A 13,620-nucleotide genomic window follows, 5' to 3' on the forward strand; every position below is an offset into this window, starting at 1 on the left:
AGCAATGAGGAGTTTGCTATGTAACGATTTTCGGGGTTCAGGTTTCCAGAATTAGAGCGGCAGCCCGTATTCCGGCAATCTGACAGTCGGGTTGCCCGATTCAGACGGAATGCCCCGCCGATTTCCCGAAGAATAGCCAGTCCCGGCCAACCGCGGACGCAACAATCTCTTCAAGGTCGATTTCACCCAATTCAATGTCCGTGATTAGTTGGTTCAGATCATAGTCAACTTTAGTGAAAACAGTTTTACCCATCTGTAAAAAGTCTCCTTCAATACTGTTTCTGCGTGGCGGTCACTCAAGCGTTTTGCCAAATGCTTTGCGGATATTTGCTTCAACTTCGGGATCCATACACGCCTTGGATAGATAGTTTAAAAATTGGTTCAGTTCGACTTCAGAATTTATTTTGGGTTCGCCTCTCAAATCAATATTTACAGAATTTTCCTGAACTGTAATTCCATATTCACCTTGGTCTAGGCTAATGCGTGTGTGGATACAGTCCCATTTTAACTCTCGAGCGAGAGTGAGGGCCGCTTTTTTCTCACTGGATTTCCAAGTTGACCCATCACCGAGCAACTCAAGCAAGGGGCGAATCCTGTCGGGAGATTTACCAAGGTCAATATCTGTTCCGGCAATCCTATGAGACATCTGAGCCATACGATGGGAAACCGCCGACCGAAGTCTGGGATGAGACCGTAACCCCAGAGAAAGTTTTTGCCACCCGTCACGGACACCAAATAAGATCGCAGCCGCCAGCCAATCAGGTTCATCTAGCTTGTCATTGCTGATATTGAGAAGGTCCGCACATTTCTCACGCAGAAAGAACAACGTCATAGCGCGAGCTAGAGGTGCGTTATGACGTTCAAACAATTCGCTGATCGTTGCATCAGCCAACCCCCTAAGGGATGTAAGGGTATCTTGAAGCTTCTTTATGCCTTTGCGTAGTTGTGGTCTAAGTTCCGCGGAAACCTCTTCAAGATTGTTAATCAATATGTCTTCAGCTCCAGTGCTTCCACCAGCTTGTCCGGTTTTTCTCCACTCCACCAGTCCTTCAACAGCTTTCCAAAAAAACCATGTCTGAAAAACATCTCTGTCTTTCACGCGATTTTTCTCTACTTCCGGTGGCAACGATGCGACCCCAGTACGCATCCAAGTCTGGAGTCCTGAAAATATAGGATGGCCGCCTGCTTGTTCCTTCGTAGAATCGTCTGGGTCAAAAGCATACCGACATGTACGAACCGCTACGTCACCCATGTTGGCAACAAGAAGAGTCATTGCCATGATGCCCCCCGCAGCGAGTGGCTCTTGCAGCGGAACATAGCGCTCTGTAGGTCCTTCCTTTGGAGGCCAAGAGACGGTAGATGACTTAGCAGTAAAAAGAGCTTTTCTTTTTGATCCGCACCTGACATCCTCAAGAGGCACATTGTCAAAGTCTTTGGCTCCCTCGTTGCATGCTTTTATATCCTCATCCGATTCAAAAACAACCGTTTTGATCCAAGACATAGGCAATGGTGCGGGAACCAGAATTGCATAATCGTTCCCATCTAACTGATCCGGGAAGCGAGCTTCCCGGATATTATCTTTACCGAGAAATATTAATTGTCCCGAGAGTTTGGACAGGTCAAAATCAATAACGGTCGGCTTTAAATACTTTGCTTCTCTCGTAGATAATTCAATCGTCTCCCACGGTACTTGGTCAATAAACAAAGGAATCCAACCCGGAAAGCTGCTAAGAGTATCTTCGTAGTATTTGTCAGCGAATCCGTGCGGAGGCATCACGAGTCCCGTTGAGAGCATATACATCATGTTCAGATGATTCGTGACGAAAAGCCACGAATCGGGAGTTTTAGTCCGGGTTGGCGCATCTCCGGCAGTTTTCCCGCTTTTCAAAAGTGGAAGTTCTTCTGTCATTTTAATTCCTCTCGCCGTAACACATTATTGTCCTCGGGCAAAATTTCTTCAATATCCTGACGCCCATTGCGCTTCATAAACATAAATACCTGATCTCTCGCTCGGGCAACCATTACGTAGAAAAGGCGCCGTGCGGCATCCGGGTTTTGCTTCTGGAAACGGTGCTCATCAATATCCGCAAGAATCGCCACATCAAACTCAAGCCCCTTGCACGATTGTGCGTTAATGACCAAGATACCGCCCTCGTTAAAAGCGACCCCGACTCTCTTCATATTAGCATAGTAAGTCCTTATTGCAGGTCGAGGATTGTCCAATGGAACTTGCAATGACTGAAGAGCATCCAGGTAGCGTTTTCGGATTGCGTTGTTTGGTGTGATAATTCCGATAAGCTGCCTCGGATCTCGGTCGCTCAGAAGCAGGATATGTCGCACGACCTTGTTGAGATCGCTTCCATTGTAACGGTAAAGCATTGGAACGCGCCCTCTGGCAGGTTCGGGAAGTTCAGGGGGCGGGCTTGCCGGGTCCCCGGTGTAAAATTTCCGCGCCAGTTTTGCCACTTGGTAATGATTGCGGTAATTCTGCTTGAGTTCAATCACTTCATCCGCATCAATAGCCAAGCAATTCTCTATAGCCCTTCGGCTACTGTTCCTTTCTCCGATCTGCTGATTCTGGTCGGCAACGACAAAAAATCGATTAAAACCAAGATTCACAAGGGCGTTGTAAAATTCTTGGGGCATATCCTGCCCCTCGTCAATTATGAGAAATCTCTGCTTATTTTCTATTTCGGGTAATGCTTCGACAATCTTTTCGACACCCGGCCAGTCAATAGGTTTCCACTCACTATCGCTGTTGAGCCGAGGAACAGACTTACCCGTGATTTTCGGAAATTCTTTAAGGAACCATCCGATATAAGTTTGACTAGCCAAACCTCCGAACAATTGTCCGCTAGCTGTGTCCAGAAGACGATTATAGACCAGAAACAAATAGTCTTCCTTTTCTCGGAAATAGCGTCTCGCGCGAATCAGAGCTAGCACCGATTTTCCAGTCCCAGGTCCACCAACGATCAAATGCTGACCCTCTTTGGGTAAGGCGCGAGCCTCCTCCTGTTCCTTGCTGAGGTCTTGAATACCCGGCAACTCAAATTTTCGTTTTGGCACCAGTTAATCCTCTAATCCTCCGTCCACACAGTCAAGGAGTCCAGGGAATTGCGAGGCACAACCATTAATAAATGTTCTATCCAAAAGGATATTACCATAAGAGCAACTCGGTTCCGGCACAAGCGCACAAGCGTGACAAGCGGCACGATTCAGCAAATCGGGCCCTTGTCCGTCTTGCTCTGAGCATACCGGATCCAAAGAACACCAAGTCGCAGTCTCAAACACGCTGGTCAGCAAACGGAGAAACCGCTCGGGCTTCGCCATCTCCATCAAGCCACCCAGGGAACCTTCCTCGTCCGCAACTGCGTCAAGTTGCCTGATCATGAGATGAGCAAGCGTGTGGCACAGTAGAAAACGTGGCGAAGGATTAATCTCAAATTCGAAAGAGAATTCCTTTTTTGCGAATCGCTTTGAAAAAGTATCCGCTCTCTCCCACAGAACCTTGCTGACACTTTCCCAGCGTTGCAGTATCGCTTCATCAAGGGTAACAAAAATTCCTTCTCCGTAAAGTTCCAGTGCTGGAAGCCAGCGACTCTCGCCTACGATATCCGGTGGTACTAGTTCCCTACCCCCAGCGCGCCGGAACCCCTTGAGAACCATGATTTCCTTCAGCTTGTTGACGGCAACCAGATTTGAGACAATGTTCACCACACGGCGCGGAACACCTGACCCGAGATTCTGAGCAAGCGCTTTCCACTCCCGCGTCCAGTGCTTGGTAACAAAATCCTCGTCTTCTTTGAAATCATGGATTTCTCGAACCAGAACCTCGTATTCGTCCGCAAAAAGATCACCCGTTTTAATCTCCTGGCCATACAGAGGATAACCTCCGTCAATATCCCTGATAGAATTTTCTATTTCGCCAGTCTCACAGTCGTAGTCATCCGCGACCTGCCTCACCGCACTTTTTCGTGCTAATTCGTTCTTCGCATTCCGTATCTTCTCCTGACTGTTTAAGTCGTTATACAGGCGATCCGTAATGGTTCCTTGACGGACTCGCGACTCCGGCGGAATAACAAGTGCCGCATTGTTCGATGCGGAGTGAATTCGAGCATCGTTAATCTGCAGAATCCAAGCGGGTTCCTCCAGAGCACTATCGGGATACTCGTTAATCCATGGTTGCTGCCAACAGTTGCGCGGGAAATAAAACCGCAACGGCAGCCGTTCGTCCGACCGGCATTGGCAACGAGTGCAGAGTATGGATTGGCCGATCCCGATTCCGGACCTTTGCATCTTTAAATAGGGCTCTTCCCAGTCCGGGTTACACTCATTTGTATCGCTGGCATTATCGTGAACCAGATCATGCCAAGGAACATCGGTCAGATAGCCTTTTCCGTGAACCAGAACCCATGGCACCTGCTCCAATTCACCACTGCAGATATCTCCAGTTTCTGTTTCGGTTCCCCCACAGGACCACTCATTGTCGCCCCGCTTCTCCTTCCAAGGTTCCCAATGCATCAATCCGCACTTCAGACAACGTGTCCACTTCGGAAACCTTGAGGCCGGAATCCATCCACTTACCGCCCCGTCATCCTCCTGTTCTGTCACATGCGGCGGTGTGCAAAGCCTCATGTTAGCAATGCCTAGCGCTTTGCATATGCGATCCACATGGCGGATTTGCTGATCCTCAAGATTGCGGCCCGGAGAAATCCATCTGCGTATATCGTTGACGACCATGACTCCCTTCTGAGTGCGTACAATGGCACCTACGGAGCAGTAGCGTAACAGGTCCGAGAGACGAACTTCAATGTATTCTTCAGTCATGAATTTTCAGCATCCCCTTATTTTCAACATTCCTCATTGAGTGCATGGTCGGCCACAGTCCAGTACGTAAATCGCCGTGGGTGTACAATAAACGGTCGGAGTTCCATTCATCGTCACTTGTCTGATAATTAAGCTGGCGATGGTTTTTTTTACAACGTTGCGCTTTGTCGTGCCATTGGTCCACAAGATGCTTTATATGGGCAACCGTATCACTATATTGTCCGGTTTCGGAAATGGCTCGCTCGCAACGCTCCTTGAATTTTTCAACTACTGCTCTTACTTTTGGGGAATCCCGATCAAACTTCCCCGCTGATGTGTTGTGGTGAAGATCTTCACAGACATATCAAAGCGTGACGACTAGAGCTGCGTGGAGCGCACGAGACCGAACTTGGTAGGTATAAGGCGTGACGCTGCTTGGTTCCACGAAGCGGTAGAAAGATTCGTGGTAAGGTCGGAAGCTCTCATAGTGCGATAGGCTGCGAGCTTGATGCCGGTAGTAGTTCACGAAAACCAATCCCGGAACTTCAGCGCGCCCAACTCGACTGGTTGCCTGTATATACTCGGCCGTGGTCAGTGGTTGTCCGTTGACAATCATCAAAGCGAGGCGCGTTACATCAAGGCCAACTGATATCATATTGGTAGCCAGAACGGCATCAAGACAATCAGCATCTCCTCTGGATTTCATTAACCGTTGGAACGTTCCGGCGTTTTCCTCGGCTGTCTGCATTCCCGTAATCTGAGCAATACGCGTGTGCTGAAATCGCTCGGTCTGAAGTCCGTTGACAAGTAGTTGACCAAAATCCCGCACCTCTGTCACCAAGGAGTTGTGGCTGTCCCTGACGGCCTTCAGGCTGCCATGGTAAACGACCTGAGTCCACCAAGCTTCAAGAAAATTCTCCCGATTGACGGCTCCGTCAAACACAACACATGGACCTGCAAGTAGTGCGGCGGCAAGTGGAACCAAGCAACGCTGCTGACCAATAAAAGGGGACAGATAACCAATATAGAGACGTCCCGGACGCTCCTCATCCACACGCGCGAAGTAAGAATCATCATAGGACAAACCAGGCGGTGGGAACACTTCAAGATTTCTTGCGTACAAGCGTCGCACTTGTTCCCGCGTCATACAGGTAGTCGCAGTTGACGCAACGTATTTGGGGCGAACGCCACGGCATAAGAGCAACGTGTCAAACCCCGCTTCATAGAGCCCCGCTACCGACCCCAGAGGACCAGTGATAAGATGCAATTCATCTTGTATGACCAATTCCGGTGGACGAAAATTCGTGCCAACACCGAAAAATGCACCGGCACGTTCCTCCCAAGTAAGACGCGCGAATTTGTCAACGGTTGCAATTAGCAGAGACGGTGGATGTTCATAAAGAAATTCGTCCAGAACATTGCACGGCAAAGAACCGTCATCTTTCCCAAATTCGCATTTATTATTGACGCAAAGAAATTGAAACTTTTTTTCCGTAGCATGGTAACCACGCATAGCGTCAAACTGTGTTCCACAACGCGGACAAGATTCCAATATCAACTTGTGCCGCATCTCGGTCTTGCCAGCCTTGATCTCATCTACTATGTCCTTGGCTTGGCTGAATGTGTTGGGACCAACCTTTCTCCCCACCCATATACCTATATCAAACGGGTTTTTGCCCAGTTTGTCAGGATTTTTTCTACGAATCAACTCCAGGGCACATATCATTCGAGCCGCACGTTCAAACTGTTGTTTGGTCAGGAGGCGCAAGGTGTAGCGCATAAAAGCCACGGTTCCCCCACCTGAACCCCCATCATATTTCAGGCGTCGCCAGACGATTAGAAAAGCAACCAGTCCCAAATACGCCTCGGTTTTACCACCACCGGTAGGAAACCATATTAGATCAAGTATGTCTCGATAATCATCGTCTTCGTGGATTACAGACACCATAACCGTAAGCAAGAAAGCTAGCTGGAAAGGGCGCCAGCGATAGCACCTCAGTTCAATCTTCTTGCCTTTAATAAGGTCGGCTTGGCGCATCTGGTCAAGCATTGCCTGATTCGCTAACTGAAAGGACTCACTTGCGAGTCGATCAGTTCGAAGCGTTTCAACGCATCTTCGCATCCGTTCCAACGCCGTGACCATCCTGTCACAGATACGCTTTGCCGTAGCCTGCTCGCTAGCACTTAACGTCTTGGAATCAATGGCGATTTGTTGCTGTTCGTCAATCCAGTCGGAATACCCATCTACAAAACGCTCGAGCTCTTTATACATTGGCTTATCGGCGAGAGATGCGATTTCAAGAACCGAATCTTCACCCCCTGTATTGACCGTTACTGCGGGAACCTCGGTAATCGGCATGAATTCGGACCAGATCCGTGGCTTATCCCGATTGCCGAGGCACACCTCCCAATCCACAGCCGCTCCATGCCCTATAGCGTAAATCCGCTTTTTCTTATACTGAAGTTCAAGTTCCTGCTCTTCTTCGTTAAGCAAACTTGCATCAACGCGTGGATATTCAATCAGTTCACCGCTTTCTATAGAACACTCAATATGTGCTTCAAACAATGATTTTTCTATTAGGTCAAGGGACTTATTTCTTGAGTTCAGTTCACATCTATTGCAAAGCGAAACCGTCACAATTAGGCCATCTGCATATGATCTTGCATTAATATTGATTTCCGCGCGCCCATCCCAAATTATCTCGCTCGCTCTTGGGAGCGGTAATGATTTAATGAGAGTATGCTCTTGGAGGCAGGTTCGCTCATAACCCAGTTCTGGTTTCTCCAGATTTCTGTTTTTATAAACAGAAGCACTAGCAGTTATGGAAAGACGCTTATCTTCGCCTCGAAGATAAAAGGAAAAGCCAACAGAAGATGGTGGTGCAAAGCGTCGCCTACGTGCTGTCCAGGCAAGCTTCCGACTTTCCTCCTCATCGTCTTCAATTTTTAATTCCTCTTGATCTTCAAGTAAGGCTGGAACTGTTTCTTCCTGCTCCAGGTCAATGCTAGATAGGTCGGGCACCACGGGATGCAAAACTCCTGTCGGATATCTATCTAACGGAGACATTGACAGGTTTTTTCCTTCAGTAGCCGGGCCTATAAGTTGTTGACGCACCCAAGAAACGAGTCTTTGTCTAGCTTCTACATAAGGCATGATCGGTTCAGTACTACTTTACCATAACCATCTTCCTTCTTCATATATTATGCCCGATGAATAGTGTGGATTTCGATGGATTAGTGTCCATTTTCATCGGAATACACAATAATGTATTGGGAATTGTCTCTGCTGCTACACCGAAGTTCCTCTACCTCCCCCTACAGCATGTACGTTTTATCAAGCGGGATAAGTATCTATAGAAAACAAATTAAATAGTAGTTGCAACTTGCTAAAATCAGCTACTTTTAGCGGCCTCAACTACTTTGGACGCGGCCTCTTTCATATCGGCTCCGGTCTGGATGTCAAGACCAGAAGCTGAAAGAATCTCCCTTCCGGCTTCAACATTGGTTCCTTCAAGCCTGACCACTAAAGGAACATTTATCCCAACCTCTCCCGCGGCCTCAACGATACCATCGGCGATGGTGTCGCACTTCATGATGCCGCCGAAAATATTAACGAATATAGCCTTCACGTTCTCGTCGCTCAGGATCATCTTAAAGGCCTTTGTAACCTGCTCAGTGGTGGCTCCTCCGCCGACGTCAAGGAAGTTCGCGGGTTCTCCGCCGTGGTGCTTGATAATGTCCATGGTCGCCATGGCAAGTCCCGCGCCGTTAACCAGACACCCGATGTTTCCGTCGAGCTTGACAAAGCTTATCCCCGCGTCGCTTGCTTCAAGCTCAAGCGGGTCCTCTTCGTCCCTGTCCCTTAACCCCGCGATGTCACGGTGGCGGAAAAGAGCGTTGTCATCGAAGTTAATCTTCGCGTCAAGAGCAACTATATTTCCGTCCGAGGTAAGAACAAGCGGGTTTATCTCCGCTAGGGAACAGTCCTTCTCGATAAACACACGGTAAAGGGAGGTAATAAACGATACGGCCTGCCTCACGGCACCGCCCTCAAGACCCATGAAATAAGCGATTTTCCGGCACTGGTAAGGCTGGATGCCAAGCGAGATATCGACGTGCTCCTTTATTATCTTCTCGGGAGACTTGGCCGCCACTTCCTCGATCTCAACCCCGCCCTCAGGGCTTCCCATAATGACCACCTTTTCCCGGGAGCGGTCAATAACCATGCCGAGATAGAACTCTTTTTCTATGCTTGAGGCTTCCTCGATGAGAACGCTTCCCACGGTTTTGCCCTCGGGGCCCGTCTGGTGGGTGACCAGGTTCATGCCGATTATCTCATCCGCGGCCTCCATAGCGTCGTGGGAATTGTCAACTACCTTTATTCCGCCTCCCTTGCCCCGGCCGCCGGCGTGAATCTGGGCTTTTACCACGTATTTTGCAGAGTTAAGGGTGTCGAGAACCTCCGACACCTCATCCGCGCTGAAAACCACCTGTCCGCCCGGAACCCTGACTCCGAAATCCGAAAGAAGCTTCTTGGCCTGGTATTCGTGTACGTTCAATCCAGTAACCTCCCCTATTTCCCCTTAATCTTCCTTAAAAGCCAGGAAAGCGGATCATAATACTTGTCAACCACCCTCTCTTTAAGCGGAATGATTCCGTTGTCGGTTATGTGTATGTCCTCGGGGCACACTTCCGTGCAGCATTTCGTGATGTTGCAGAAGCCGACTCCAGCTTCCTCGCGCGCGAATTCCCTTCTGTCAAGGACATCCAGGGGATGCATCTCCCGCTCGGCGATCTTTATCATGAACCTGGGTCCCGCAAACGCGTCTTTTCTGTTGTGGTCGCGAAGTATGTGACAGACGTTCTGGCAGAGAAAGCACTCTATGCATTTTCGGAATTCCTGTCCCCTCTCGACGTCCTCCTGGTACATGACCCACTCGGTATCTTCTGCGGGGGTAAACGGAGGAATCTTTTTGCTTACTTCGTAGTTCCAAGAAACGTCGGTCACGAGGTCCTTTATCACGGGAAACGCCTTGATCGGGTAGACGGTGATCGTTTCGCCCTCGGCGAAACTGTCCATGCGGGTCTTGCAGGCAAGCTTCGGTTTTCCGTTTATCTCGGTGCTGCAGGAGCCGCACTTGGCCGCCTTGCAGTTCCATCTTATCGCCAGGTCGCCGTTGTAGTTGGCCTGTATGTAGAAAAGCGCGTCGAGGACCACCATCCCCTCATCTACCGGGACCTCGTACTCCTTTTCCTCTCCACCCTGCGCGTCACCGCGAAAAACTCTTAGCTTGGCTACCGACATCACTTATCCTCCGTAAACAGTTTCGAAAGCTCCTCGGGCATCTCTATGATCGGCCGCGTTGCGACGTCCATAGCCTCGTCTTTAATGGAGACAATGAAATTGAGCTTGCCCCATTTCTCGTCGTCGCTCTCAGGATAATCGACCCGGCTGTGAGCTCCCCTGCTCTCTTCTCTCGCAAGCGCGCATCTCGCAAGCGCCTCTGAGACGATCAGCATCGACTTGAGGTCCCTGCAGAGATGCCATCCCGGGTTAAACATTACCGAGCCCTCTATCTTGAGTACTTTCGCCCTCTCCTTCAGTCCCTCTATCTCGTCTATGCCCTTCTGTATGTTCTCTTCCGTGCGGAACACCCCTATGTAGAGCTGCATCGCGTCCTGGATATCCTGATGGATCGTGTAGGGGTTCTCTCCCTGGGTGTTGTTAAAAGGCTCCCTGAGCTCGTTTGCGTATCCCTCAACGAGCTCGGCGGGTATCTGTGCGTGGGATTTACCGCTCGCGTAAGCCGCGGCTCCCTCGCCCGCCCTTTTCCCGAAAACGAGAAGATCAGAGAGAGAGTTTCCGCCTAGACGGTTCGCCCCGTGCATTCCTCCCGCGACCTCGCCTGCGGCGAAGAGCCCCGGAACGGTGCTAGAGCAGGTATCTCCTTCAACCTTGACTCCGCCCATCACGTAATGGGTGGTCGGGAATACTTCCATAGGGCCTTTCGTTATGTCTATATCGGCAAATTCCATGAACTGGTGGTACATGCTCGGGAGCTTTCGCTTCACGTAATCGGCTCCCCTGTGCGAGACGTCTAGGAACGCTCCGCCGTGGGGAGAACCGCGGCCCTGCTCAACCTCGGTGTATATGGATCTTGCGACCACGTCGCGGGTCGATAGCTCCATGCGCTCGGGGTCGTATCTCTCCATAAAGCGCTCGCCCTCGCTGTTTGTGAGAATGCCTCCCTCTCCGCGCACCGCCTCGGTAACCAGGATTCCCCTTACGCTCGGGGGCCAGACCATCCCCGTGGGATGGAACTGTATGAATTCCATGTCTATAAGCTCGGCTCCCGCCTCATACGCCATCGCGTGGCCGTCGCCGGTGTATTCCCAGGAATTAGAGGTGTACTTGTAGGCCTTTCCTACCCCGCCCGTCGCGAGAACAATGGCGTTTGCGCGGAAAAGAACGAACTTTCCGCTCTCTCTCCAGTAGCCGAAGGCTCCCACAACCCTGTCTCCGTCCTTTACGAGATGGGTTATCGTGCATTCCATGTAGACGTCTATGCCCGAGTGTATCCCCTTTTCCTGGAGGGTCCTTATCATCTCAAGACCGGTTCTGTCGCCCACGTGGGCAAGCCTCTTCCAGGTGTGCCCGCCGAATGCCCTCTGATTTATTCTTCCTTCTTTTGTTCTGTCAAAAAGCGCTCCCCAGTATTCAAGCTCTCTCACCCTCTCGGGAGCCTCCTGCGCGTGGTAAAGGGCCATCTGCCAGTTGTTAAGCATCTTCCCGCCCTTCATGGTGTCCTTGAAGTGGGTTTCCCAGTTGTCTTTCGTGTCGACGTTTGCCAAGGCGGCCGCAACGCCGCCCTCGGCCATCACGGTGTGGGCCTTGCCGAGCAGGGATTTGCATATAAGTGCTGTCGAGGCGCCCTGGGCGGAAGATTCGATGGCGGCCCGAAGCCCTGCCCCGCCTGCGCCGATAACTATAACGTCATGAGTGTGTGTTTCGTATTTTTCCACGTCTATATCAACCTCAGGTCGGTAATTGTTCCGTTCGCTACCAGGAACACGTAAAGGTCCGTGAGAGCCACGAAAACAAGGCTTGTCCACGCCCATTTCATATGTACTTCGTTCTGGACGCTTATGGCGCCCCAGAGACGAAAGCGGGTCGGACACTTTGAGAACACGTCAAGATTCCCTCCCATCAGATGGCGAAACGAGTGGCAGGAAAACGAATACATGGTAAGCAGGAACGCGTTTGCGGTAAGAACTATGGTCCCGACGCCCACTCCGACCCCGTCATGGAAGAAAAAGGCTTCGTACGAGTCAATCCACAAAAACAGCAGAATGACGATAGAGGCGTAGAGAAAAAACCTGTGGATGTTCTGCAGGATGAACGGAAAGCTCGACTCTCCTGTGTAGGAGCCCCTTTTACCGACCGGTTTTACCGCGCAGCCCGGAGGCGAGAAGAAGTACGCTCGGTAGTATGCTTTTCTGTAGTAATAGCAGGTCGCTCGGAATCCAAGCGGCGCCCAGAGAATAAGTATTGCCGGGGAAGCTGGCCACCAGTCAAAGAGCAGAAGCGGGGAATAAAAAGGCGAGAGGTAGGGCTCGGTGTAGAAAAACTGGTTCGAAAGAGCCCTCCACGTGGAGTAGATTCCAAAAGCCCCAAGTACCACCCCGGTTATGAGAGGCTCTATCCACCACACATCCTTTCTCATGGTGAGCGCCTTGCTCGCCGTACCGTTAGCCATATTGTAGAAACCTCCAAAAATATTTCCGGAGCGTCCGTCCGAGATTATAAACGGCGCCGGGGGGCGGAATGTAAACGGAACCCTAGAGGATTCCCATTCCGTCAATTATTTCGCAAAGCTCTTTCACCTTGCCCGCCGAGACATGCAGAGCCTCCATCTCCTCACTGGAAATCTCAACCCCTATTATCTCCTCAACCCCTTCTGTGCCGAGCCTTACGGGAAGACCCACGAAGGTATCTTCCACTCCGTAATGTCCGTCCGCGTACACGCAGCAGGGAAGTACTTTCTTCTTATCCTTTATGATTGCCTCAGCCATTTCCACCGCAGCTACCGCTGGGGCGTAAAAAGCACTTCCGGTCTTAAGAAGCGCTACTATCTCGGCGCCTCCCTTCCTGGTGCGGTCGACCATCTCCTCAAGCCTGTCGGCCGGGACAAGCTGCGCTATGGGAATACCCGACACCGTGGTGTTGCTTAGAAGCGGAACCATCGTGTCCCCGTGTCCGCCGAGAACTGAGGCGTTTATGTTCTCAACCGATACCCCGAGTTCCATCGCGATAAACGCGCGGAAACGCGCGGAATCAAGCACCCCCGCCATCCCCATCACCTTGTTGTCTGAAAGGCCGCTTACCCTGTGCGCCACGTAAACCATGGCGTCAAGCGGGTTGGTAACCAGTATGAGTATCGCGTCCGGGGAATGAGCAACCACCTGCTCCGTAACGCTCTTTACCACCTTGGTGTTTGTCGAGATAAGGTCATCACGGCTCATCCCGGGCTTTCTCGGAATGCCCGAGGTGATTATCACCACGTCTGAGTTCGCCGTGTCTTCGTAGTTGGTTGAACCGACGAGATTTACGTCGCTTCCGGTAATCGGGCACATCTGGGCAAGGTCAAGCGCCTTTCCCTCGGGAATTCCCTCCACTATGTCAATCAAAGCCACGTCGGCAAGTTCAAGCTGTGCAATCCGAAACGCCGCCGACGCGCCGACGTTTCCCGCACCTATCACAGAAATTTTCGCTCTGCCGTTCTTCAAGATCCCACTCCTTCTGAAAAGATTTGC

Annotated in this window: 8 protein-coding genes and 1 pseudogene; all 9 read right to left on the reverse strand. The window is 50.8% G+C overall.

The genetic code is table 11. The features are described from left to right. Positions 1 to 292 precede the first annotated feature (292 nt). Positions 293 to 1,909, reverse strand: a complete 1,617-nt coding sequence (locus F4Z13_07025) for a hypothetical protein (GenBank protein MXZ48978.1) — start codon at positions 1,907 to 1,909, stop codon at positions 293 to 295. Continuing rightward, positions 1,906 to 3,069, reverse strand: coding sequence for a hypothetical protein (locus F4Z13_07030; protein MXZ48979.1), 1,164 nt, complete (start codon positions 3,067 to 3,069; stop codon positions 1,906 to 1,908). Before F4Z13_07030 ends, F4Z13_07025 begins: the two co-directional genes overlap by 4 nt. Continuing rightward, entirely contained in the window at positions 3,070 to 4,827 is a 1,758-nt protein-coding gene (locus F4Z13_07035; protein ID MXZ48980.1) for a hypothetical protein, read from the reverse strand. Beyond that, positions 4,820 to 7,960 (reverse strand): annotated as a pseudogene (locus F4Z13_07040) (helicase). The gene F4Z13_07035 and the pseudogene F4Z13_07040 overlap by 8 nt, the downstream one beginning before the upstream one ends. Positions 7,961 to 8,198: 238 nt before the next feature. Further along, entirely contained in the window at positions 8,199 to 9,365 is a 1,167-nt protein-coding gene (gene sucC, locus F4Z13_07045) for an ADP-forming succinate--CoA ligase subunit beta (protein MXZ48981.1), read from the reverse strand. Between the two features lie 14 nt (positions 9,366 to 9,379). After that, positions 9,380 to 10,111 carry a succinate dehydrogenase/fumarate reductase iron-sulfur subunit gene (locus F4Z13_07050; GenBank protein ID MXZ48982.1) on the reverse strand — a complete coding sequence of 244 codons (732 nt, stop codon included), beginning with the start codon at positions 10,109 to 10,111 and terminating at the stop codon, positions 9,380 to 9,382. Beyond that, positions 10,111 to 11,835 carry an FAD-binding protein gene (locus F4Z13_07055; protein ID MXZ48983.1) on the reverse strand — a complete coding sequence of 575 codons (1,725 nt, stop codon included), beginning with the start codon at positions 11,833 to 11,835 and terminating at the stop codon, positions 10,111 to 10,113. Before F4Z13_07055 ends, F4Z13_07050 begins: the two co-directional genes overlap by 1 nt. Then, a complete protein-coding gene (locus F4Z13_07060) occupies positions 11,832 to 12,530 on the reverse strand; it encodes a succinate dehydrogenase (GenBank protein MXZ48984.1) in 699 nt (232 codons plus the stop codon). The genes F4Z13_07055 and F4Z13_07060 overlap by 4 nt, the downstream gene beginning before the upstream one ends. A gap of 115 nt (positions 12,531 to 12,645) precedes the next feature. Next, positions 12,646 to 13,596 (reverse strand): malate dehydrogenase, encoded by a 951-nt coding sequence (gene mdh / locus F4Z13_07065; GenBank protein ID MXZ48985.1) that lies wholly within the window; start codon positions 13,594 to 13,596, stop codon positions 12,646 to 12,648. Positions 13,597 to 13,620 lie beyond the last annotated feature (24 nt).

It is taken from the genome of Candidatus Dadabacteria bacterium (assembly GCA_009837205.1).
Lineage (GTDB): Bacteria > Desulfobacterota_D > UBA1144 > Nemesobacterales > Nemesobacteraceae > Nemesobacter.